This is a genomic window from Amycolatopsis sp. NBC_00355 (assembly GCF_036104975.1).
GTDB lineage: Bacteria > Actinomycetota > Actinomycetes > Mycobacteriales > Pseudonocardiaceae > Amycolatopsis.
On sequence record NZ_CP107982.1, the window covers coordinates 9,807,570 to 9,830,728 of the forward strand.

Sequence of the window (23,159 nt, forward strand, 5' to 3'; positions counted from 1 at the left end):
TCGCTGTCGTTACCGCGCGGGCGGCCGGTCGCCGCGCAGGAACAGGGCGCTGGTGAGGAGGCCGAGGACCACGATGGCGGCGTTCACCGCGATCGCGGCCTTCAGGCCACCGAGCACGGCCGTGGCTCCGGTGCCGGCCGCGGCGGTGGTGACGACGACGCTCATGATCGGCGTGCCCATCGTGATGCCGACCTGCTGGGTCATGGTGGCGAGGCCGGTGGCCAGGCCCTGTTCGTGGTCGGCGAGCCCGGAGGTGGCGGTGACCATGAAGCCCACGATGACGAGCATGTTGCCGACACCGCCGGCAAAGCCGGCGATCAGCATCAGCGCCAGCCACGACCGGTCCTCGCCGAGGCCGAGCAGGGCCGCGGTGAACACGGCCTGCAGGAGGCCGCCGGCGATCAGGGTCTGCTTGCTGCCGATCTTGCCGATGACCTTGGGGGCGCAGACGCCGCCCGTGACCGTGCCCAGCCCGAGCACGCCGAAGGACAGGCCGGCGGCGAGCGGGGAGAAGCCGAGCACCTCCTGCAGGTAGAGGGTCAGCGGGAAGACCAGGGAGCACTCGGTGAGGAACGCGATCAGGCCGGCGACGTTGCCCCAGGCCACCGACCGCCTGCGGAGCACACCGAGCGGCACCAGCGGCGCGGGCACCCTGCGCTCGACGGCGTAGAACACCACCAGCAGCACCACCCCGGCCACCAGCGAGCCCAGGACGCTCGCCGAGGCCCAGCCCCGCTCGCTCGCCTGGGTGAGGCCGAAGATGACGGCCAGCAGGCCGAGCGTCACGGTGACGGCGCCGGGCACGTCCAGCCCGGGACGCTCGTCGGGCCGGGACTCCTTGACGACCGCCGGGGTGATGACCAGCACGGCGAGGGCGACGGGCACGTTGACGAAGAACGCCCAGCGCCACGACAGCAGGTCGGTCAGCACGCCGCCGAGGACGGCGCCGGCGGTGAAGCCGCTGGACATCAGTGCGCCGTTGAGGCCGAGTGCCTTCCGCCGCAGCGGGCCTTCGGGGAACGAGACCGTCATCAGCGACAGCGCGGCCGGGGTGACGGCGGCGGTGGCCAGGCCCTGGAAGACGCGGGCGATGATCAGCATCTCCGGGTTCCGCGCCAGCCCGCCCAGCACCGAAGCCGCGGCCAGCACGACGAGACCGCCGAGGAACAGCCGGCGGCGGCCGAACAGGTCCGCGACCCGGCCGAAGAACAGCGTGAAACCCGCCGCGCACAGCGCGAACGCGGTGGCGATCCACTGCAGGTGCCCCAAGGGGAAGCCGAGGCTCCCGCCGATCACCGGCAGCGCCACGTTCAGGATGGCGAAGTCCGCCGCGAGCATGAACTGCGTCGCGAGCAGCAGGACCAGCACCAGCCGCAGCCGCGGGGTGAGCCCGGCGGGCGCCGCGCCGGCCGCCTCCGTATCAGTGACAGACATGACGTCGAGTCCTTTTCCCTCAGGGGTTCCGTGGCACACGTGGTCCCGGGAAAGGCTCGTCGGCACGCGGGCTCCCAGCCAGAACCGCGCCGTGCCCCGTCAGGGCGAGGGTGGTCATCCCACGACCACCCTCGGCGCTTCCGGCGTCCGGCCCCCGCGGGCATCATGGAGGAGAACGTGACCACCGCCCAGCCGAGGTCGACCTGGAGGCATGTTGTGGACGGCTCGTCCGAACTGGGTGACTTCCTCAAGTCGCGCCGCGCCGCGCTGCGCCCCGAGGACGTCGGCATCGCGCCGCACCCGACCCGCCGCCGCGTCACCGGGCTGCGCCGCGAGGAGCTGGCGACGCTCTCCCACGTGAGCATCACCCACTACACCCGCCTCGAGCAGGGCCGCTCCACCGGCGCCTCCGACAGCACCCTGGAGGCCATCGCGCGCACCCTGCGTCTCACCGACGACGAGACGGCCCACCTCAAGGCCCTCGCCCGCCCCGCCGGGCGGTCCCGGCCCGCGCCACCGCGGGTGGCGCACGTCAGCGCGTCGGCCCGTCAGCTGCTGGGGGCGATGACGCACGTGCCGGCCGTCGTCATGGACCGGCGCAACGACGTGCTCGCCTGGAACCAGCTGGGCCACGCGCTGCTCGCCGCGCACCTGCCGGCGGAGAGCCCGGACAGTCCCGCGACCCGCCCCAACCTGACCCGGATGCTGTTCCTGGACGAGCGGTACCGGGACCTGTACCCGAACTGGGACGAACAGGCCCAGCTCGCCGTGGCCGCGCTGCGCCTGACCGCCGGCCGCCACCCCGACGACCGCGCGCTCGCCGAGCTCGTCGGCCGGCTCTCCATGAACTCCGACGAGTTCGCGGCCCGCTGGGCCCGGCACCCGGTGCGCACCTGCACCTCCGGGGTGAAGGTCCTGCGCCATCCCCTGGTGGGGGCGGTCGAGCTCAGCTTCGAGAACCTCGTCATCCCGGGGACGTCGGGCCAGCGCCTGATCGCCTACACCGCCGAGCCCGGCTCGCCGTCCGAGACGGCGTTGCGGCTCCTGGGCAGCGCGACGGCGCCGGCGGCCCCGGGACGTCGTCCCGATGCTTCAGTGACGCAGGCCGACCGGCGCTGACCGAAGAGCGGCTTCGGCGGGCTGCCAACCGGGCGGGCCGAACACGAAACCCGCGCGCTCACGCCAGGTCCGGGCGCCGCGCAGGTCGCGCAGGATCGAGCCGTACTCGTGGAAGCCGACCTTCAGCAGGTTGTACGTGCCGATGTTCTTCGTCAGCCCGTACGTGGGGCGTTTGCCCTCCGGGACGAAACTGCGGAACATCCGGTCCCAGATGATGAAGATCCCGCCGTAGTTGGCGTCCAGGTATTCGGCGTCGCTGCCGTGGTGGACGCGGTGGTGCGACGGCGTGTTGAAGACGTACTCGAACCAGCGCGGCAGTTTGCCGATCTTCTCGGTGTGCACGAAGAACTGGTAGACGAGGTCGATCGACAGGCCGGTCAGGATCAGCCACGGCGGGATGCCGCACAGCGCCAGCACCGACCAGAACGGCAGCTGGAAGTACGGCGTCCACTTCTGGCGCAGCGCCGTCGAGAAGTTGTAGTGCTCGCTCGAGTGGTGCACCTGGTGCCCGGCCCACAGCAGCCGGACGCGGTGGCTCGCCCGGTGGTAGGCGTAGAACACCAGCTCCTGGCCGAGCAGCATGAGCACCCACGTCCACCAGTCGCGCGGGTCGAACTTCACCGGCGCCAGCTCGAACAGCACCGCGAAGACGACCAGCATCACCAGCCGGAACAGCGCGTTGACGCCGACCGAGACGGTGCCCATCAGCATGCTCGTGCGGGTGTCGGCGGGGCTGTAGCCGAGCACGTTGTCGTCGTGGCCGAGCACGTGCACGGCGACGATCTCGATCGTCACGAACAGCAGGAACACCGGGATCGCGAACAGCACGGGGTCGCGCAGGTGCGCCAGGAACTCGGCCACGTCGCCTCCTAGAACGGACTCTCTGATCTGACTCGACGGTAACTTACCCTCGGGTCACTTTACGCACGGTAGGGTCTCGGACGTGACGGAGTCAAGACCGGTCGGGACCAAGGGGATGCCCCGCGAGGAGCGCGAAGCGCAGCTCGTCGTCGCCGGGACCGAGGAGTTCGGCCGGGCGGGGTACGCGGGCGCGTCGATGGTCGAGATCGCGCGCCGGGTCGGCGTCACGAAACCGTTGCTGTACCAGTACTTCGGCTCGAAAGATGGTCTGTACCTCGCCTGCCTGCACCGCGCGGGCGACCGGCTGACCGAGGGGGTCGCGACGACCATGGCGTCGGGTGGTGAACCCGACCGGATGCCGCTGAAGGTGCTTTCGGCGATCTTCACGACCTTCGACCACGACCGCTACGCGTGGCGCCTCCTGCGCGACGCGACCGTGCCGAACAGCGGCGACATCGCCACGGCGGCCGCCGACTACCGGCACCGCCTGGACGCCTTCGCCCTCCTCGGCGCGACCCAGCTGATGACGTCGCGCGGGCTGCCCGACCCCGTCGACATCGAGGCTGTCGCCCAGGTCTGGACCGGGGTGGTCGACTCGCTGATCAGCTGGTGGATCGACCGCCCGGACGAGGACGCGGCCGCGATGACCGGCCGCTGCGCCCGGATCATGGACCGCCTGTTCGGCTGGTGAGCTCGGCGAGGGCCGCTCGCGCCCAGGCGAACAGCGCCGCGCTGTCACCGCCGTGGGTCACCGAGGCCGCCGACAGCGCCTCACCCAACGCTTCGAGCGGGTCCGGTTTCGCCGCGCCGAAGATCGCCGGGAACGCCATGGCCTGCCGAAGCGCGTTGTCGTGCCGCCCGCCGGGGGTGCGGACCAGGGTGCGTGGCACGTCGGGATCCGACAGCAGGCGATCCCACGCCGCCCTCCGCTCGTCGAACGGCGGCGGCAGCGCGCGGCCTTCGTCGAGCGCGCGCAACCCTTCGGCGATCCAGGCGACGTCGTCCAAGCCGGCCAGCGCGAACGCGTGACGGGCCAGCCGGCGCGCCAGCGCGTGCTGGACGTCCGGCGCGGCGCCGGTCGCGTCCGCGATGAACCCGCGGTCCCGTTTGGCCAGTTCGCGCAGCGTGTGTGGCAGGTTCAGGATGTGTTCGGACGGCAGTGCACCGCCCCACTCCCGCAGCAGCCGCTCGTGCTGGGCCTCGGCGAGGGCCTCCGCCGTCTCCCGCTCACGTGCCTCCCGCACGCGTGCCAGTGCCGCCGTGTACTCCTCGGTCGTGGGCAGCTCCCGGGCGAAACCGTGCCAGTACGCGGCGATCGCGCTGCGTTGCCGGACGACGATGTCAGGCGCCGGCGCGGCGGGCCAGAACTGGAGCAGGTAGCGGTCCAGCGGGGGTTCGCCGTCGAGCCGGGTGTCGCGGTCGTGCCCCGCGTCCATCCGGGATCCGCTGTAGCGCACGCGGTAATCGCCCGGTGACAGTTCGAGGTCCCAGGAGTTTTCGCCGCCCCAGGTGACGAGGCGGGTCACGCCGTCCGGGCGGAACGGCGCTTCGACGACGTCCTCCCAGCCCGCGTCGGGTGGCTCGGTCTCGTGGACTCGGGCGGTGAACCCGACGTTTCCGGTGTGCAGGCCGGTGATCAGGAACAACGTGCCGGGGAACGCGGCGCCGCACAACCCGTTGCGCTGCCCGGTGAAACACGCCGTCAGGTCGCCTTCGAACGGGTCGCCCCCCTCACTCTGCACGTAGATCTGTCCATAGTGGACGTGAACCTCGGCGTCGACCACGGTGCGCATGGGGTCACCTTTGCAGAAGGGACCGACAGTTTTCGCCGTCGCGACGTAGCGAAACGGGGCTCTCGCGCGACTGAAGAAGATAGTGTCCCGTCGAGAGGTGTGGTATGTCCGACTTGCCCGAAACCGTTCCCGTCGCCGACCGGCGGCTGGCCCGGCGGTTCACGGATGACCTGCTCGACGGCTGCCGGGTTCTCGCCACCGACTACGGCTATCGGCCGCTCCAATTCGAACGGATGGTCCGCGAGCACGGCGGTGTCGAGGCCGCCCGCCGGCTGCTGCGCGGTGCCGGGACCGCGGGCGGGTTCGCCTTGCTCTGGGAGAAGAACCAGCTCGCCCGCAGCTCCGAGGCGACGATGCTCCGTCCGGAGTACGAAGCGCTGTTCACCGCCGACGAACGCCTGCTCGCCCGGCGCCGGCTGGAGGAACACGGCTTCGACGTGGACGCCCACCTCGAGCGGGTCACCGCCGAGCCGGTGTGAAGCGCGGCTGGGGTGACCGGCGCCGCTCCGGTCACCCCAGCCGCGGTCAGTGGGCGGCGGGGAACTTCAGCCGGACGATCACGTTGTCCAGGACGCTCGGCGTGCCGCCGTTCTTGTCGTTGTTCGTGGACGTCAGCCAGAGCCCGCCGTCCGGTGTCTTCGTCACCGAGCGCAGCCGGCCCCAGCGGCCGGAGAACAGCGTCGACACCGTGCCGACGCCGGTGCCCGCCGCGTTGATCTGCGTCGCGAACAGCTGCTCACCGGTGACGCCGGCGATGTAGATCCAGTCGTTGACGATCTCCACACCGGACGGCCCGGCCTGCGACGTCGGCCAGGTCTTCTTCGGCGCGATGAAGCCGCTGCAGCTGCCCTGCGTGCCCTCGCAGCTGGGCCAGCCGAAGTTGCCGCCCTTCTGGATCAGGTTGAGCTCGTCCAGGCTGCTCTCGCCGAACTCCGCCGCCCACAGCTGGCCGCGCGAGTCCCAGGCCAGGCCCTGCGGGTTGCGGTGGCCGTAACTGTAGACGTAGCGCGCGTTCCCCCCGGTGGCGTAGAACGGGTTGTCGCTCGGCGCCGACCCGTCGGCGTTCAGCCGCAGGATCTTCCCGTTGAGCGAGCTCTTGTTCTGCGCGTTGTCGCTGTTCTTCGCGTCGCCCACGGTGGCGTAGAGCTTGCCGTCCGGGCCGAACTTGATCCGGCCGCCGTTGTGGTAGCGGTTCTTCGCGATCCCGGTCAGCACCGGCGTCGACGTCGAGGACAGCTTGGTGCCGTCGTAGGTCATCTTCACGATCCGGTTGTCGCCGGAAGCCGTGTGGTAGACGTAGATCGCGTGGTCGCTCGCCCAGTTCGGCGAGATCGCCAGGCCCAGCACGCCGCCTTCGCCGGTGGTGGTCACCGCGCCCGGCACCGTGCCCAGCGTGGTCTTCTGGCCGGCCGGCGTCACGAGCAGGATTTCGAACCGGTCCCGCTCGGTCACCAGCGCGTTGCCGTTCGGCAGGAAGTCCACCGCCCAGCCGAGGTCGACCTTCGTGATGTCCTTGTCGTACTCCGGGATGCCCCCGGCACCACCCGGCGCGCTCGTCTTCACGGTCACCGCGTTGCTCGCGGCGGAGCTGTTCCCGTTCGGGTCCCGCGCCTTGACCGTGAAGGTGTAGGACGTGTTCGGGCTCAGGTTCGTCACCGTCGAGGTGAGCGACGTCGTGGACGCGACCTTCGTGGCGCCCTGGAAGACGTCATAGGCGGTGATCGTGCCACCGTTGTCCGTGGAAGCGTTCCACGCCAAGGAAACGCTGTTCGCCGTGACGCCGGTCGAGCGCAGGCTGCCGGGCACGCTCGGCGGTGTCGTGTCGTCGCTCGGCGGGGTGGTGAAGGCGACGACGTTGCTCTGCTGCGACGGGTTGCCCGCCGCGTCGTACGCGCCGACCGAGATGTCGTAGGCGGTGTCGGGCGTCAGGTTGTCCACGGTCGCCGAAGTCGTGGTCCCGCCGACGGTCTTGAGGATGTTGCCGCCGCGGTTGATCTCGTAGCGCACGATGCCGACGTTGTCGGTCGCGGCCGTCCAGGAGAACGTCGCGGCGGTCGGCAGGATGTTCGTGGCGGCCAGGTTCGACGGCGGCGACGGCGGTTCGCTGTCGCTCGGCGCGGTGAACGTGTCGGTGAGCCTGTCCGCGTTCGGCCCGCCGTTCGCGGTGGTCGCGGTGGTGCGGACCTTGGTGACCCCGGCGGTCAGCTGCACGGTCGCGGTGACGGTCTGCCACGTCGTCCAGGCGCCGGTCGCGGGGAAGTCGACGGTGCCCTTGTCGCCGCCGTCGACGATCAGCGTCACCGGCCGGTTGTCGGCGGTTCCGTTGGCGTAGCGGAAGGTCAGCGTGTGCGTGCCCGCCTGCGCGGCGTTCACCGAGTACTCGACGTAGCTCCCGGCGACGTTGTCGAAGTTGACGAACCCGGTGCCGGAGTAGCCGGCGTGGTTCGACTCGACGACGCCCTGGGAGATCACGGCGTTCTCGGACTCGTAGTCCGTCGCCGCGGTGGTGGCCGCTGAAGCAAAGGGGGTGAACGCGCTGAAGCCGAGCGCCGCGACGGCGGTACCGGCCACAGCCACGCGCCAAGGGAGGCGGGGTGCCACGGGGACCTCCAGAAATAGTTAGGAAAGTTTCCTATCTATGGAGGGATCACACACCGTCCGAGCGGGTCGTGTCAATACCGGACACCCGCGCTCACCCACGGTGAAACCCGGCTTCCCGCTCAGCGGGGCGGATGCGCCCGGACGGCCCAGTACCGAGGGGTTGCGCGGCCTCGCCGGACGCACCCGACGCCACATCGGGCGCGTCGCCCTTCGGCACGGCAACCTCGGGACCCCGCGGTCACACCGGTCTCGTGCCGTCGCCGGTGTCAGCCCGCGATCCGGGTCTCCGGGACCGCCTCTTCGCCCGCCCAGTCCCGCGGCACCAGGAACTCCGTGAGCGCCGCCTCGGGGCTGCCCGGCTCCGGCGTCAGCTCGAACTCCCAGCGCGCCAGCGGCGGCAGCGCCATCAGGATCGCCTCGACGTAGCCGCCGGTCTGCAGCCCGAACCGGGTGCCGCGGTCGTGCGCCAGGGTGAACTCCACGTACCGGCCGCGGCGGTAGAGCTGCCACTGCCGCTCGCGGTCGCCGTGGGGGAGGTCCTTGCGGCGCCGCACGATCGGCAGGTACGCGGGCGCGATCGTGGCGATGCCCGCCGCGGCGAAGGCGGCCGCGCGGTGCCAGCCGTGCGGGCCCTCGGGGTGCAGGTGGTCGAAGAAGATGCCGCCGACGCCGCGCGTCTCGTCGCGGTGCGGCAGCGTGAAGTACTCGTCGCAGGCGCGCTTGGCCTGCGCGTGGAACGCCGGGTCGAAGGTGTCGCAGTACGTCTTGAGCGTGCGGTGGAAGTGCGCCGCGTCGTCCGCGAAGCCGTAGCACGGCGTCAGGTCCGCGCCGCCGCCGAACCACCACGTGCCGCCGGACTCGAAGTACCGGAAATCGGCGTGGAACGCCGGCACGTACGGGTTGCGCGGGTGGATCACCACCGACAGCCCGGTCGTGAAGAACCCGCTGTCCGGGTCCAGCCCGTGCTGGTGGGCGACCGCTTCGGGCAGGCGCTCGCCGTACACCGCGGAGCAGTCGACGCCGGCCCGCTCGAAGACGTCACCGTTCTCCAGCAGCCGCGCCTGCCCGCCGCCCCCGCCGGGCCGCTCCCAGCCCGACCGGCCGAAGCGGGCCCCGCCGTCCAGCCGCTCGAGCTCGGCGACCAGTTCCCGCTGCCCGGCGTTCACCATCGCCGTCACGGCTTCGCGTCTGCTGTCCCCACCTGAAAGCATGAACCCCCACCCCCACCGCGAGATTAGCAGCGATCCGCAGGTGGGCGGCGGGTTCAGCCGGCGATGTCCGCCCGGGCGATCACCTTCGTGATTTTCGCCCGGACGAGTGACTCCTCGGGGACGGCGTTGCGCTTCCCGTACGCCTCGCCCTGCTCGGCGCCCATGTACCGGCTGCCCAGCCGCGTCGCCCAGGGCAGCATGTCGTCGTCCTGGGTCAGCCGCGCCTCGGCGGTGAACTGCACGTAGGAGAACGGCGGCCGCTGGTCGTCGACGGCCAGCGAGATCCGCCCGTCGCGCGCGATGGCCTTGCCCTTCAGCGTCCCGGTGCCGGTGGTGAAGATCAGCTCGTCACCGTCCGGGCCCTCGTTCAGCAGGAACCAGATCGGCGTCACGATCGGTGAGCCGTCCTTCCTGACCAGGCCGAGCATGCCCGTCCGGGTGCCTTCGGACGCGAACTGCCACCACTCGTCACGGCTCATCTCACGCATGAGAGCGACGTTAGCCCGTCACCCGCGCGTGTGCAGAGGGTGGCCGACTAGCCTGGCCTGCTGTGCGAGACGACGAGACCGGGGGCCAGGGCCTGGCCGACGAAGGGCTGACGCGCCGCCTCAAGGCGCTCGCCTGCACCGCGCCGTTGCACGACCTCGACGCGCGGAAGGCGAAGCTCGACTGGGCCGACGCCACGATCTACCAGATGGCCGAGATCGCGCTGCACACGATCGACCAGGTCACCATCGCGATGGACTTCGACACCGGCGCCGGCCACGACGAGGTCATCGACCGGCTGCTGCCGTTCATCGCCGCGCAGGCGCCGTCGCGGATGCCGGAGGAACACGTCCGCGTCGCGAAGTGGGTCCTGGACAACCTGATCAACGTCGGCACCACCGACCGCGGCTTCCGGCGCGTCTACGGCTCGATGGGGCCGGGTGGCTACCAGCGCCGCCAGTTCGACTTCAAGCTGCTGGTCGAGCTGGCCGCCCGGGACGGCGAGGTCTACCTGCGCGCCACCGACGAGGCGATCAACGTGCTCGTCGGCGCCCTCGACACCGACGTCGAGTCGGCGCAGATCGCGGCCGAGGTCAAGCTCGAGAACCTGATCGCGCGGGGCCGGCTGGCCGACGCGAAACTGGCCGCCGAGCAGGCCCGCTACCGGACCGTCCAGTACGGCGAGGTGCTGCGCGCGAAGCTCGACGCGACCCGCCGCGACGTCCGGTCGGTCGACTGGGAGCGCGAGGTCCCGGAGCTGCTCGACAACGCGCTGAGCCACATCGAAGCCCGCTTCCGCGCCGAGAACGCGATCCTCAAGAACATCACCACCGCCCGCGACGAGACCGAGGACCTCGACCGCAAGCGCCGCGCCGCCGAGCTCGTCGACATCGTCGGCGACTGCATCCGCCGGCACACCCGCCTGCAGTCCCGGCTGGCCGACGCGGGCGCGGTGTTCCGCGCCGAGCAGGACCGCCAGCAGTTCTCCGGCCCGCCGCAGCGCGCGACGCTCGACCTGTTCGGCCAGCTCCTGGTGCCCACCCTCGGGCTGCCGCTGGCCGACGCCGTCACCCCGGCCGAGCGCTTCTTCCACGCCGTCGCCGGCATCGCCGCGCCGGTCGTCCCGTCGCTGTCGGCGCTGGTCTCGCTGCTCCTGCGCCCCGCGCCCGAGCGTGACCAGCTGGTCGGCGAGATCCCGGAGCCCGAGCTGATGCCCGCCGACGTCACCGACATGTTCGGCGACGACGTCTGGCGCCGCGCCGACGAACTGCTCGACCTGCCCGAGGTGCCACGACGGCTCTCCGGCCTGCTCGACGAGGCCCGCCGCAGCCGCCAGCCCGGGCTCGCGGCCCTGGTCGCGCTGCGCGCCGTGCACGCCTACAGTCCCGGGATCGGCGCCGCGCGGCGCCAAGGGGACCGCTCGGTGCTGCTCGCCGTCGACGACGGCACGCTGCTCGACGACCCGGATTTCGGCGGCGCCGACCTGCTCCTGTCCACCGCCGCCGTAGAGCGTGCCGACGAAGAAGAGGAAGTCGCGTAATGGCGCTGTCCCACAGCAGCGTGGACGCCGAAGCCGCGGCCCGCCTGGTCGCGTTCGGCATGCGGCCCAAACAGCTGCCCGCCCGCGACGTCGTCTACGGCGACCTCGTGCGCCGCTACGGCGAGGACAACGCGTTCAAGGCGCTCACCCACGCCGTCGCCTCCGGGCTCGGGCTGATGGTCCTGGAGGTCAACCAGCAGGCCGGCGCGGTCCTCGCGGCCACCGACGAGTCCGTGTTCGAGATCAAGATGGACTCCTACGCCCGTCAGGCCAAGATCCGTGAGCGCCGCGACACGGAGAAGGTGCTGCACGGCCTGATCCACCTCGCCGCCGCCGCGCTCGGCTACCCGCGCCCGGACGACCTCGCCAACGACACCTACATCGGCCGCGTCAGCGTCGAACAGGTCGACGCGATGGTCCGCGAAGCCGCCCGCATGCTCGACGAACGCGCCGCCCAGGCCGAAGCCAACAACGACCCCCTAGCTGATGCGCCCGAGCTGGAACAGGCCTGGCGCGCCTACACCCGGCGTCCGGCCGCGGCGGCCACCAAGGACGGCCGGCTCGCCGCCGACACCACCCGCGGCATGGTCTCGCGCGCCCTGCGCTTCCTCGCCGACCAGGGTTTCCTGGTCCCGGTGAGCGACGAACAGGGCGGCACCTACCGCACCACACCGCGCTACCAGATCCAGGTCCGCGAACTCGCCGCCGACGCCGCCTTCGACGACCTGCTCGCGCTGGACGTCGTGGCCGTCGCGAACGACGGCGGCACGCTGCGCGCGACGTCGTCGGACACGCTCTAAGGGGAGTAGATGTACGAGCTTTCGCGGGTCCGCCTGCATTCCGTGGGTCCGGCGGGTGCCCGCTACCAGGACGTCGTGCTCGACTTCAGCGGCGTCGGCGCCAAGATCACCGCGCCCCAGCAGGACGCGCTGTTCAGCGCCGGCATCCACGCCACCGGGCCGGCCGAGCTGCGCCGCCCGTCCCCGGCGAGCGTGCTGTTCCTGGAAAACGGCGGCGGCAAGTCCGTCCTCATCAAGCTGATCTTCTCGGTGATGCTGCCCGGCCGCCGCCAGGTCGTCGGCACCACGAGCACGAAGGTGCTCGAGAAGTTCGTCGCCGCCAAGGACGTCTCGCACGTCGTGCTGGAGTGGCTGCACGTCGAGACCGGCCACCGGATCATCACCGGCAAGGTCTCCGAATGGCGCGGGCACGTCGTCTCTTCGGACTCGGAGAACCTGGCCGACTCCTGGTACTGCTTCCGCCCGACCTCGGCGCTGGCGCTCGACTCCCTGCCGATGACGCAGGACGGCCGGCTGCTCACCATGTCCGGTTTCCACGACAAGCTCGCCGCGGCCCAGCTGGCCGAGCCCGAGCTGGAGCTGTCCTGGACCCGCCGTCACCACGAGTGGACCGGCCGGCTCGACACCCTCGGCCTCGACACCGAGCTGTTCCGCTACCAGCGCGCGATGAACGCCGGCGAAGGCGAAGCGGCGGACGCGTTCGCGTTCAACACCGACGAGGCGTTCGTCGAGTTCCTGCTGCGCGCCGTCGTCTCCGAGGACGAGCCGAAGGACCTCGCGGAGGTCGTCTCGACCTACTCGCACAACCTCGCCCAGCGCGGGGACCTGTTGTCGGAACGCGATTTTGTCGCCGGCGCCCTCGATCTGCTCGGGCCGCTGGCCGCCGAGGAAGGCGTCGCGGCCGCGTCCCGGAAGATCGCCGAAGCCGCGCGGGCCGACATGGCCGAGCTGGCCGGCCGGGTCGTCGCGCGCAACGAGCTGGAGAACGCGCGGCTGTCCGGGCTCGAGGACCACGTCGCCGAGGTCAAGACCGCGGAGAAGCTGGCCGAAGGCGACCACCGGCGACTCGCGGCCGGCGTCACGGAGCTGCGGCGGCTGGTCGCGGTGCTGCGCCTGGACGAGGCCCAGGAGGCCCGCAAGCGCGTCGACGCCGAGCTGGCCGAAGCGAAGACAGCGGCCGAAGCCTGGCGCGAGACGGCGACCGTGCTCAACCAGCTCAACGCCGCCCGCAAGGCGAAGGACCTGCGCGAGCTCGTCGGCAACCGCGAGGAGAAGGCCCGCCCGGCCCTGCAGGCGCGCAACACCGCCGCGGCCGCGCTGGCCCGGGGCCTGCAGTCCCTGGCGCAGGACGCCCAGCGCCAGGCCGACAAGGCCGAGGCCCACGCGGGCGCGTTGCGCGCGGAGGCGGAGAAGGCACAGACCGAACGCGACGAGGCCGCGAACCTCGCGGCCGGGCGGCGGGCCGAGGCCCGCGGCCTGACCACCCGGATCACCGAGCTGCGCGAAGAGGTCCAGAACGCCGTCCGCAGCGGGCTGCTGCCCTCGGGCGCCGACGTCGCCGACGCGTCCCGGGCGGCACGGTCCGCGGCCGAGGCGGCGACCGCCGAACTGGCCCGGCGCGAGCAGGAGCTCGACCGCGTCGCGGCGGATCTCCAAGCGGCGCAACGGACCGTGAACGAAGCGCACCAGCTCGCCGGCACCACCCTGGACCGCTTCGAGCGCGCCACCGAGGACCTCGACCGGGCCCACCGCCGCACCGACGCGCTCGCCGCCGAGGGCCGGCTGGTCGAGCTGCTCGGCGCGGACGACGTCGCCCTCGAAAGCGATCTTCCGGTGCTGCTGGAGCGGTTGCGCGAAGCGAGCGCGGCCGTCGAGAAGGAGCAGACAGCGCTGCGGATGGAGGAGTCCGCCGACGAGCGGGCCCTGACCGCGCTCGGCTCCGGCGGGCTGCTGCCGCCCCCGCAGGACGTCCAAGCCGCGCTCGACGCCCTGGAGGAAGCCGGGATCACCGCGTGGTCCGGCTGGCGCTACCTGTCCAAACTGGATGCCGGGCGGCGCGCCGAAGTGCTGGAAAGCCTGCCGCAGCTGGTTTCCGGCGTCCTGCTCAACGACGTCGCCCACGCGGACCGGGCCCGAGAGGTGCTGACGGCGCGGCGGCTGCTGCCGAGCGCGATCATCGCTGTCGGCACCACCGAGGCGCTGCTGGCCGAGGCACCCGCCGCGCCCGGCGTCGAGTTCCTCGTCCCGCCGAACCCCGCGATGTACGACGAAGAGGCCGCGGACGCCGAGCGCGAAGCCGTGGCGCGGCGCCACACCGAGCGGCAGCGGCGACTGGAAGCCTTGTCCGCCAAGCTGGCCGCCGACGGCGCCCTCACCTGGAAGCTCACCACCTGGCGCGAGGACTACCCGCCCGGCGCCGTCGCGACGCTCGCCGAACAGGCCCAGGCGGCCCGGACCGCGCGCGAGACCGCGCGCACGGCCCTGGCGCAGGCCGACGCGGAATTCGCGCGGTTGAGCGAAAAGACGGCGTCGCTGCGCGAGCGTGTCCCGGAGCTGCGGGCCGCGGCGGCCGAGACCGAGGAGCGGGCGCGGAAGCTCGGCGAGCTGGGCACGAGGAGCGCCCGGATCGCGGAGTGGACCGAGGACGTCGAGCGCGCCACCGAGGTCGCCGAGCGCGCCGACCTGCAGGCCTCCGACGCCGCGGGCAAGGCCGCGCGGCTGCGGGAGCAGGCGGGGGAGGAGCAGCGCACGGCCGACGGCCACCGCCGGACCGCGACCACCGCCCGCGCCGAACTCGCCGAGGTCCCGGGCGCGGCCGACGTCGACGGCACTGCGGACGGGCCGCCCGCCGAGCCGGTCGACGCGCTGCGCCGGACCTACCTGTCGGCGTCCGAGTCGTACGCGAAGGTCGAGGTCGGCAGCGACCTGCGGGCCGAGCTGGAGCAGGCCGAGTCGGCCGAGGCGGCCGCGGGCTCGGCCGTGGAGTCCCTGGACGAGGCCGTCCGCGCGACCGCCGCCGAGCTGCTGGAGACGCCCGACGGCTCCGACGCGTCCGCCCGCGCGGCGGCCCTCGCGCGCGCCCGCCGCGTCGTCGACGGTCTGGAGGACGAGCGGACAGAGGCGATTGGGCTCGTCTCGACGCGGCGTGCCGAGCTGGACGTGCTGCCGCTGCAGAACGGCGTCACCGGCGACAAGCCGCGCGACATCGAGCACGGCCTGGAGCTGATCGACGCCGCCGGCCTGGAGGTGTCCGTGGCCGCGCGGAAGTGGGAGGAGCTGCAGGAACGCCGGGCGGCGGCCGAGGAGACCCTGGACTCCGCGCGCAACTCCGCGTCCGGGTTCTCGCTGCTCGCCGACTCCCTCGCCCACCTGGTCTCCGACAAGGACGCGGCCGCCTACGACGGCGACGTCGACACCGCGCGGGCCCAGCACACGCGGCTGAACGCGACGTTGGGTGAAGCCCAGGACGCCGCCGACGCGGGTGACCGGCGGGTGCGCGAGGCCGCGGACCAGCTGGCCCAGTACGCGACGGAGAAGCGCTTCGAGAAGCTGAGCACGCCGGTGCGCCAGCAGGTCATCTCGGTCAAGCGCGACCAGCTCCCGGCGCACGCCGCCGAGTGGGCCGAGGCGCTGCGGCCGCGGCTGCGCTCGCTCACCGACGACCTCGCCCAGATCGACCGGCACCGCGGCGGCATCATCACCCGCCTGCAGGGCATGGTCGACGGCGCGCTCCGGCAGCTGCGCTCGGCCCAGCGCGTCTCGCGGCTGCCCGACGGCCTCGGCGACTGGTCCGGGCAGGAGTTCCTGCGCATCCGGTTCACCGAGCTGGAGGACAACGCGCTCACCGAGAAGCTCGGCGAGGTCGTCGACGAGGCCGCGGTGGGCAAGACCGCGGACGGCCGCGACGTCAAGCGCGACGGGCTTTCCCTGGTGCTGCGCGGCGTCCGGGCCGCGGCGCCCAAGGGCTTCCGCGTCGACATGCTCAAGCCGGACTCGGTGCTGCGGACCGAACGCCAGCGCGTCTCGGAGATCCGCGACGTCTTCTCGGGCGGCCAGCAGCTGACCGCGGCGATCATCCTCTACTGCACCCTCGCGGCGTTGCGCGCCAACAACCGCGGCAAGGTCCGCAACCGCCACTCCGGCGTGCTGTTCCTGGACAACCCGATCGGCCGCGCGTCCGCCGGGTACCTGCTGGAACTGCAGCGGGCGGTCGCCGAGGCGCTGGGCGTCCAGCTGATCTACACGACGGGCCTGTTCGACGCGGGCGCGCTCGCGGAGTTCCCGCTGATCGTCCGGCTGCGCAACGACGCTGACCTGCGCGCGGGCCGGAAGTACCTGTCGGTCGACTCGACGATCCGCAACTCCCTCGACGACCTCGGCGACCCGGACGGCGTCGCGCGGCTCTCGGCGACGCGGATGTTCACCCGCGCCGGTGACTCGCCCGACACGGTGGATTCCGCTGAGGACGAACAGACGGCGTGACGGGAACATCGGGCGGCGGCCGGAGGTTCACCCGCGCATGACGAAGCTGGGGGCGCTGGGCGCCGCGCTGAACACCGCCGAGCCGGAGGCCGCCGTCGCGACCGCCGTCGAACTGGAAGAACTGGGCTACGACACGCTGTGGCTGCCCGGCGGGCAGGGGAACTCGCTGCCGCTGATCGCCGAGGTCGTCCACGGGACCCGGCGGATCCCGGTGGCCAGCGGGATCCTCTCGATCGACCGGGTGCCGGCCGCCGAGGTGGCCCGGGCCTACCTGGACCTGCCCACCGGCCGGTTCGTCGCCGGGCTGGGCGGGGCGCACGGCCCGCGTCCGCTGGCCGCCCTGAACGACTACCTCGACGAGATCGACGACGTCGTGCCCGCGTCGGCCCGCATCCTTTCGGCGCTGGGGCCGAAGATGCTGGAGCTGTCGCGGGCCCGCGCGACGGGCGCGTACCCGTTCCTGGTGACCACCGACTACGTCGCGTCGGCGCGGGAGGCCGTCCGGGGCGGTTCGCTGCGCTTCCTGGCGGGTGTGCCCGGGTACGCGAACAACTTCCGCCGGATGGGCTTCACCGACGCCGACGTCGCGGACCTGTCGGACCGGCTCGTCGACGGCGTCACTGTGTGGGGTGACTTCGACGCCGTCGTGGCGCGGCTGCGGGAGTACCGGGCCGCGGGCGCGGACCAGGTCGTCGTCCAGCTCGACGGGCTGCCTCGCGAGTGGCGCGCCGGCCTGGCCGAGGCCCTGCGGTGACCGCGCGGGCTCGCGGCCTGACCCACGTGCTCCCCGGCGACGTCGCGCTGCAGGACGCCCTCTCCGCCGTCGCCGACCCGGTGCGCCGCAGCATCCTGCGCGAGCTCGCGGCCGTACCGGAGTGGACGAAGGCGTGCGGCACGTTCGACCTCCCGGTGGCGAAGGCGACGCTCAGCCACCACTTCGGCGTGCTGCGCGCGACGGGCCTGATCGAACAACGCGACGAAGGCCCACGACGCCTGAACCGCTTGCGCCGCCCCGAATTCGACGCCGCGTTCCCCGGTCTCCTGGACCTGGTGCTGCGCGATCCGGCCGCAAGTCCGTGAAGGCCTCCTTGAGGGACTCTGAGTCCCTCAAGGAGGCCTTCACGGACTTGCGGGGTCAGTCGCTGCGGCCGGTGAACGCCAGCGTCGTGCCGAGGCCGATCATCACCAGGCCACCGGTGCCGCCGAGGGCTTCCAGCCGTCGCGGCGAGCGGGCGAACCACGCCCGCGCCGTGCCCGCGACCAGCGCCCACGCGCTGTCGGTGGCCAGCGCGATGGCGGGTAGGCACAGCCCGAGCACCAGCATCTGGGCCGGCACCGAACCGGCGGCCGGGTCGACGAACTGGGGGAGCAGCGCCGCCAGGAACACGATCGACTTCGGGTTCGCGAAGCCGACGACGAAGCCGTCACGCAGCACGGTGACCACCCGGCCGGGCGTCGCGCCGACCCGCGCGGCCATCGCGTCGGTGAGCCGCCGGCGGTGGCGCACCGCCTGGATCCCCAGGTACACCAGGTAGACCGCGCCGGCGACCTTGATCGTGGTGAACACCGCGGCCGACGTCGTCACGAGCGCGCCGAGGCCGAACGCGACCGCGACGACCTGCGTGTACACCCCGACCGAATTGCCGGCGACGGTGAGGAGCGCGTCGCGCCGCCCGACGGTCAGCGCGCGGCTGATCGTGAACAGCACGCTCGGCCCGGGGACCACGACCATCAGGAACGTCAGCGCGGCGAAGGCCGCGAGGTGCGCGCTGGAGACCATGCCCGCGAGGCTAGCGCCCGAGGTCACGGGGTGACCACGCGTTTTCGTCGGTGCCGGATGGTAGGACTTCGGGGTGCCTCCGAAGATTTCCACCGCCCAGCGCCGGGCCCGCCTCGGCGTCCGCCACCACCTGGCCGCGCCCGCGGCCACGGTCGAAGACGCCGTCGCGGGCGTCGTCGCCCTGCACGCCACCGACCCGGCGACCGTCCACCTCTCGGCGGCCGCCCGGCTCGACGGGCCCGCGATCGCCGAGGTCGAGCGCGCGCTGTACGACGACCGAACGGTGCTGCGGCTGCTCGGCATGCGCCGCACGGTGTTCGTCACCGGCCTGGAGACCGCGGCCCTCGTGCAGGCCGGCTGCTCGGCGGACATCGCGGCGAAACAGCGGAAGCTGCTGGAGCAGCACCTCGGGCAGCAGGGGTACCCGGAAAACGTGCCGGAGCCGGGAAAGTGGCTCGTCGACGTCGAAACGACGGTCGAAGCCGCGTTGCGGGGCCTCGGCTCGGCGACCGCGCAGCAGCTGAGCGAGGCCGAACCCCGGCTGCGGCAGCGGCTGCAGATGTCGAAGGGCAAGCCGTACGAGGCGATCGGCAACGTCACCAGCCGGGTGCTGTTCCAGCTGGCGGTGGACGGCCGGATCGTCCGCGGCCGCCCGCGCGGCACCTGGCTCAGCACCCAGTACGTCTGGCACCCGCTGGAGGACTGGGTGGGTGCCGCCCTCACGGTCTGGGAGGCGGAGGCGGCCCGCGTCGAGCTGGCGCGGCGCTGGCTGCGCGCGTACGGCCCGGCCCCGCTGACGGACCTGCGCTGGTGGGCCGGCTGGACGCTCGGGCAGACGAGGAAGGCCCTGGCCGGGCTGGACACGGTGGAGGTCGACCTGGACGGCGCGCCGGGGGTGGCGCTGGCCGACGACCTCGAGCCGGTGCCCGAGCCGCCGGTGTGGGCGGCGTTCCTCCCGTGCCTCGACCCGACCCCGATGGGCTGGCAGGAGCGCGGCTGGTTCCTCGGCGAGCACAAGGCGGCGTTGTTCGACCGGTTCGGCAACGTCGGCCCGACGGTCTGGGCGAACGGCCGCATCGTCGGCGGCTGGGCCCAGCGCGAGTCGGGCGAAGTGGTGTTCCGGCTGCTGGAGGACATCGGCGCGGAGGAGAAAGCGGCGGTCGAGGCGGCGGCGGACCGCTGCGCGAAGTGGTTCGGCGTGGTCCGGGTGATCCCCCGGTTCCGCACGCCGCTGGAGCGGGAGCTGGCGGAGTGAACGCGCGTCGCGGCTCTGAATCGAGCCCGTCACCCGGGAGTGCGCCGGCCTGTCGGAGCCGCCGCCGATCGCGGTGGTGGCTTGAACGATCCAGTCGTCCGCGCCGGCTACCGGCCAGTACCAGCCGGGCCGCGGCCCGCACCGCGTGCGGCCTGCCCGAACCGCCGGACCACGCGCCGTCCCGGTCCACCGTGGTCCAGGTGAAGATCAGGTGAACCGATCACCCGGATTCCCCTAGGCTTCTTAATCGATTCTTGACCCGTTCGCCAAGTGGTGGAAGTCTCGTCAGGGCAGTCAGGGACGCGCATGCCCGCACGCTAGGGTGACCGCGAGCCCGCAAGTCACGGCCGGGACTCCGGCCGATCCTCAGAGGAGTGGCAGCAGTGACCGTTCGCGTAGGTGTCAACGGCTTCGGCCGCATCGGCCGCAACTTCTTCCGCGCCGTGCAGGCCAGCGGCCACGACATCGAGGTCGTCGCCTTCAACGACCTCGGCGACGTCGCCACCATGGCCCACTTGCTGAAGTACGACTCGATCCTGGGGCGCTACCCGGGTGAGGTCAGCGTCAGCGACGAAGGCATCGTCGTGGACGGCAAGACCATCAAGGCCCTCGCCGAGCGCGACCCGGCCAACCTGCCCTGGGGCGACCTGGGCGTGGACGTCGTGGTCGAGTCCACCGGCTTCTTCACTAACGCCGACGCCGCCAAGGCGCACATCGCCGGCGGTGCCAAGAAGGTCATCATCTCCGCGCCCGCCAAGGGCGAGGACCTGACCGTGGTGCTCGGCGTCAACGACGACAAGTACGACGGCTCGCAGAACATCATCTCCAACGCCTCGTGCACCACCAACTGCCTCGGCCCGCTGGCGAAGGTCCTCAACGACTCGTTCGGCATCGAGCAGGGCCTGATGACCACGATCCACGCGTACACGCAGGACCAGAACCTGCAGGACGGCCCGCACAAGGACCTCCGCCGCGCCCGCGCCGCCGCGCTGAACGTGGTGCCCGCCTCGACCGGTGCCGCGAAGGCGATCGGCCTGGTGCTGCCGGAGCTGCTGGGCAAGCTGGACGGCTTCGCGCTGCGCGTCCCGGTGCCGACCGGCTCGGCCACCGACCTCACGGTCACCCTGAAGAAGACCGCCACGGTCGAGGAGATCAACGCCGCCTACAAGGCCGCCGCCGAGGGCCCCCTCGCCGGCATCCTGCGCTACTCGGTCGACCCGATCGTGTCCTCGGACATCGTCACCGACCCGGCGTCCTGCATCTACGACTCGCCGCTGACCAAGGTCATCGGCAACCAGGTCAAGGTCGTCGGCTGGTACGACAACGAGTGGGGCTACTCCAACCGCCTCGCGGACCTGATCAAGCTCGTCGGCTCGAAGCTCTGAGCCGGATGACCGTCAAGAACCTCGACGACCTGCTGGGCGAGGGCGTTCAGGGCCGGTACGTACTCGTGCGTTCCGACCTGAACGTCCCGCTCGACGGGGATCGCATCACCGACGACGGCCGCGTCCGCGCGGCGCTGCCGACGATCAAGAAGCTCGCCGACGCGGGCGCGAAGGTCGTCGTCACCGCGCACCTCGGCCGCCCCAAGGGCGAACCGGACCCCAAGTACACCCTCGCGCCCGTCGCCAAGCGGCTCTCCGAGCTGCTCGGCGCCGAGGCCACGCTGGCCGGTGACCTCGTCGGCGAGTCCGCCAAGGCGCTCACCGCCGGCCTCGCCGACGGCGGTGTCGTGCTGCTGGAGAACGTGCGCTTCGACGCGCGCGAGACCAGCAAGGACGCCGTGGACCGCTCCGAGCTGGCCGCCGAACTGGGCGCGCTCGTCCCGGGCGGCGCGTTCGTCTCCGACGGCTTCGGCGTCGTGCACCGCAAGCAGGCCTCGGTCTACGAGGTCGCCTCGGTGCTCCCGGCGTACGCGGGCGGCCTCGTGCTGGCCGAGCTGGACGTGCTGAAGAAGCTCACCGACGACGTCCAGCGGCCGTACGTGGTCGTGCTCGGCGGCGCGAAGGTGTCCGACAAGCTCGGCGTCATCGCGAACCTGCTGACCAAGGTCGACCGGCTGCTCGTCGGCGGCGGCATGGCGTACACCTTCCTCAAGGCCCAGGGCTACGAGGTCGGCAAGTCGCTGCTGCAGGCCGACCAGCTCGACCAGGTGAAGGGCTTCCTCGCCGAGGCCGAGAAGCGCGGCGTCGAACTGGTCCTGCCGGTCGACGTCCTCGCCGCGACCGGGTTCTCGGCCGACGCCGAGCACGAGGTCGTCGCGGCCACGGCCATCCCGGCCGACCGCGAAGGCCTGGACATCGGCCCGAAGACGCGCGAGCTGTTCGCGAGCAAGCTGGCCGACGCCAAGACCGTGTTCTGGAACGGCCCGATGGGCGTGTTCGAGTTCGAGGCGTTCGCCGGCGGCACCCGCGCCGTCGCCGAAGCCCTGGTCAAGAGCGACGCCTTCACCGTCGTCGGCGGCGGCGACTCCGCGGCCGCGGTGCGCCAGCTCGGCCTGCCCGAAGACGGCTTTTCGCACATCTCCACCGGTGGCGGGGCCTCGCTCGAGTACCTCGAAGGCAAGGAACTGCCGGGCGTGACCGCCCTGGAGGAGAAGAACTAGTGGCACGCAAGCCGTTCATCGCCGGCAACTGGAAGATGAACCAGAACCACCTCGAGGCGATCGCGCTGGTGCAGAAGATCGCCTTCGCGCTGCCGGAGAAGTACTACGCGAAGGTCGACGTGGCGGTGCTGCCGCCGTTCACCGACATCCGCAGCGTGCAGACCCTGGTCGACGGCGACAAGCTGTCGATGACGTACGGCGCGCAGGACATCTCCGCGCACGACTCCGGTGCCTACACCGGTGAGGTGTCGGGCGTGATGCTGGCCAAGCTGGGCTGCAAGTTCGTCACCGTCGGGCACTCGGAGCGGCGCGAGTACCACGCCGAGACCGACGAGCTGGTCAACAAGAAGGTCAAGGCCGCGCTCAAGCACGGCATCACGCCGATCCTCTGCATCGGGGAGAAGCTCGAGGTCCGCGAGGCCGGCGAGCACATCCACCACACCACGACGCAGCTGGTCGAGGGCCTGAAGGGCCTCAAGGCCGAGCAGGTCGGCGGCGTGGTCGTCGCGTACGAGCCGGTCTGGGCCATCGGCACCGGCAAGGTCGCCACCCCCGCGGACGCCGAAGAGGTCTGCAAGGCCATCCGCGCGACCCTCCAGGAGAAGTACGGCGACGAGGTCGCTTCGTCCGTCCGGGTGCTTTACGGGGGCTCGGCGAAGGCGAACAACATCAGTGACCTGGTGGCCTGCGAGAACGTCGACGGTGCCCTGGTCGGCGGAGCGAGCCTCGACGGCGACGAGTTCACGAAACTCTGCGCACTCGCCGCGGGCGGGCCGCTGCCCTGATCGAGGCCACGACCGGGTAACCTGTGTATCCGGTCCGTCACACAGCAGTGGACGAGTCCAGGGGTACGGTGGTGGTCGAAAAGACCATGCCGTGCCCCTGCATTCTCCTAGAGCCCAGAGGATGACATGAAGCTGTTCCTGCAAATCCTGTTGATCGTCTCCAGCGTGTTCCTCGTGGTGGCGGTTCTTCTGCACCGCGGGCGCGGCGGTGGCCTTTCGTCGCTGTTCGGTGGCGGGATGCAGTCGAGTCTGGCCGGGTCGAGCGTGGCCGAGAAGAACCTCGACCGGATCACCCTGTTGCTGGGCGCGGTGTGGCTGATCAGCATCATCGGGCTGGGCCTGCTGCTCAAGGTGTGACGTCCGGCGCTCCCGCCGGCGATCGAGACCGGGTCCCACCAGCGGGGTGC

General features: G+C 71.9%; 19 protein-coding genes and 1 pseudogene. 13 read left to right on the forward strand and 7 right to left on the reverse strand.

The annotated features are described in order from the left end of the window. Window positions 1–9 precede the first annotated feature (9 nt). Entirely contained in the window at window positions 10–1,434 is a 1,425-nt protein-coding gene (locus tag OHS18_RS45660) for an MFS transporter (RefSeq protein ID WP_328614988.1), read from the reverse strand. Between the two features lie 177 nt (window positions 1,435–1,611). Here OHS18_RS45660 and OHS18_RS45665 point away from each other — a divergent pair, with 177 nt between their 5' ends. Next, the gene (locus OHS18_RS45665) at window positions 1,612–2,553 is read left to right on the forward strand and encodes a helix-turn-helix transcriptional regulator (protein ID WP_328614989.1); all 942 of its coding nucleotides are present in this window, start codon (window positions 1,612–1,614) and stop codon (window positions 2,551–2,553) included. Here the strand turns inward: OHS18_RS45665 and OHS18_RS45670 are convergent. Beyond that, window positions 2,527–3,414 carry a sterol desaturase family protein gene (locus OHS18_RS45670; RefSeq protein WP_328458446.1) on the reverse strand — a complete coding sequence of 296 codons (888 nt, stop codon included), beginning with the start codon at window positions 3,412–3,414 and terminating at the stop codon, window positions 2,527–2,529. The genes OHS18_RS45665 and OHS18_RS45670 overlap by 27 nt on opposite strands. A gap of 82 nt (window positions 3,415–3,496) precedes the next feature. Between OHS18_RS45670 and OHS18_RS45675 the strand changes: the two genes are divergently transcribed. Continuing rightward, on the forward strand, window positions 3,497–4,105 hold the full coding sequence (locus OHS18_RS45675) for a TetR/AcrR family transcriptional regulator (protein ID WP_328458444.1): 609 nt from the start codon (window positions 3,497–3,499) through the stop codon (window positions 4,103–4,105). Here OHS18_RS45675 and OHS18_RS45680 read toward each other — a convergent pair. Next, a complete protein-coding gene (locus OHS18_RS45680; RefSeq protein WP_328614990.1) occupies window positions 4,080–5,207 on the reverse strand; it encodes a hypothetical protein in 1,128 nt (375 codons plus the stop codon). The two genes, OHS18_RS45675 and OHS18_RS45680, sit on opposite strands and share 26 nt — an antisense overlap. A 104-nt stretch (window positions 5,208–5,311) precedes the next feature. Here OHS18_RS45680 and OHS18_RS45685 point away from each other — a divergent pair, with 104 nt between their 5' ends. Next, entirely contained in the window at window positions 5,312–5,686 is a 375-nt protein-coding gene (locus OHS18_RS45685; protein WP_328458440.1) for a hypothetical protein, read from the forward strand. Window positions 5,687–5,744: 58 nt separating this feature from the next. On the opposite strand, the pseudogene OHS18_RS45690 reads toward OHS18_RS45685, so the two are convergent. The 3 genes and pseudogenes from OHS18_RS45690 to OHS18_RS45700 all read right to left on the reverse strand — a co-directional run. Beyond that, window positions 5,745–7,808, reverse strand: a pseudogene (locus tag OHS18_RS45690) (PQQ-dependent sugar dehydrogenase); the annotation flags it as partial. A gap of 266 nt (window positions 7,809–8,074) precedes the next feature. Beyond that, entirely contained in the window at window positions 8,075–9,019 is a 945-nt protein-coding gene (gene hemF, locus OHS18_RS45695) for an oxygen-dependent coproporphyrinogen oxidase (RefSeq protein WP_328614992.1), read from the reverse strand. A 53-nt stretch (window positions 9,020–9,072) separates the two neighbouring features. Next, a complete protein-coding gene (locus tag OHS18_RS45700) occupies window positions 9,073–9,507 on the reverse strand; it encodes a PPOX class F420-dependent oxidoreductase (protein WP_328614993.1) in 435 nt (144 codons plus the stop codon). Between the two features lie 62 nt (window positions 9,508–9,569). Between OHS18_RS45700 and OHS18_RS45705 the strand changes: the two genes are divergently transcribed. Genes OHS18_RS45705 through OHS18_RS45725 form a run of 5 tightly spaced genes read left to right on the forward strand, consistent with a single transcriptional unit; the run spans window position 9,570 to window position 17,407 of the window. After that, on the forward strand, window positions 9,570–11,045 hold the full coding sequence (locus tag OHS18_RS45705; RefSeq protein ID WP_328614994.1) for a hypothetical protein: 1,476 nt from the start codon (window positions 9,570–9,572) through the stop codon (window positions 11,043–11,045). Then, window positions 11,045–11,845: a hypothetical protein gene (locus tag OHS18_RS45710; RefSeq protein ID WP_247049175.1), complete on the forward strand. Its 801-nt coding sequence runs from the start codon at window positions 11,045–11,047 to the stop codon at window positions 11,843–11,845. The genes OHS18_RS45705 and OHS18_RS45710 overlap by 1 nt, the downstream gene beginning before the upstream one ends. A gap of 9 nt (window positions 11,846–11,854) precedes the next feature. Further along, window positions 11,855–16,327, forward strand: a complete 4,473-nt coding sequence (locus OHS18_RS45715; protein WP_328614995.1) for a hypothetical protein — start codon at window positions 11,855–11,857, stop codon at window positions 16,325–16,327. A gap of 37 nt (window positions 16,328–16,364) precedes the next feature. Further along, window positions 16,365–17,081 carry an LLM class flavin-dependent oxidoreductase gene (locus OHS18_RS45720; protein WP_328614996.1) on the forward strand — a complete coding sequence of 239 codons (717 nt, stop codon included), beginning with the start codon at window positions 16,365–16,367 and terminating at the stop codon, window positions 17,079–17,081. Continuing rightward, entirely contained in the window at window positions 17,078–17,407 is a 330-nt protein-coding gene (locus OHS18_RS45725; protein ID WP_328614997.1) for an ArsR/SmtB family transcription factor, read from the forward strand. Before OHS18_RS45720 ends, OHS18_RS45725 begins: the two co-directional genes overlap by 4 nt. A gap of 55 nt (window positions 17,408–17,462) precedes the next feature. Here OHS18_RS45725 and OHS18_RS45730 read toward each other — a convergent pair whose 3' ends face one another. Next, window positions 17,463–18,107: a LysE family translocator gene (locus OHS18_RS45730; protein WP_328614998.1), complete on the reverse strand. Its 645-nt coding sequence runs from the start codon at window positions 18,105–18,107 to the stop codon at window positions 17,463–17,465. A 73-nt stretch (window positions 18,108–18,180) separates the two neighbouring features. Here OHS18_RS45730 and OHS18_RS45735 point away from each other — a divergent pair, with 73 nt between their 5' ends. From OHS18_RS45735 to secG, 5 genes are all read left to right on the forward strand, one after another. Next, window positions 18,181–19,362 (forward strand): winged helix DNA-binding domain-containing protein, encoded by a 1,182-nt coding sequence (locus tag OHS18_RS45735; RefSeq protein ID WP_328614999.1) that lies wholly within the window; start codon window positions 18,181–18,183, stop codon window positions 19,360–19,362. A gap of 383 nt (window positions 19,363–19,745) precedes the next feature. Beyond that, on the forward strand, window positions 19,746–20,747 hold the full coding sequence (gene gap / locus OHS18_RS45740) for a type I glyceraldehyde-3-phosphate dehydrogenase (RefSeq protein ID WP_328458421.1): 1,002 nt from the start codon (window positions 19,746–19,748) through the stop codon (window positions 20,745–20,747). A gap of 5 nt (window positions 20,748–20,752) precedes the next feature. Further along, the gene (locus OHS18_RS45745) at window positions 20,753–21,967 is read left to right on the forward strand and encodes a phosphoglycerate kinase (RefSeq protein WP_328615000.1); all 1,215 of its coding nucleotides are present in this window, start codon (window positions 20,753–20,755) and stop codon (window positions 21,965–21,967) included. Next, window positions 21,967–22,752: a triose-phosphate isomerase gene (tpiA, locus tag OHS18_RS45750; protein ID WP_328615001.1), complete on the forward strand. Its 786-nt coding sequence runs from the start codon at window positions 21,967–21,969 to the stop codon at window positions 22,750–22,752. The genes OHS18_RS45745 and tpiA overlap by 1 nt, the downstream gene beginning before the upstream one ends. Window positions 22,753–22,878: 126 nt before the next feature. Then, window positions 22,879–23,109 (forward strand): preprotein translocase subunit SecG, encoded by a 231-nt coding sequence (secG, locus tag OHS18_RS45755; RefSeq protein ID WP_323330438.1) that lies wholly within the window; start codon window positions 22,879–22,881, stop codon window positions 23,107–23,109. The last annotated feature ends 50 nt before the right edge of the window (window positions 23,110–23,159 follow it).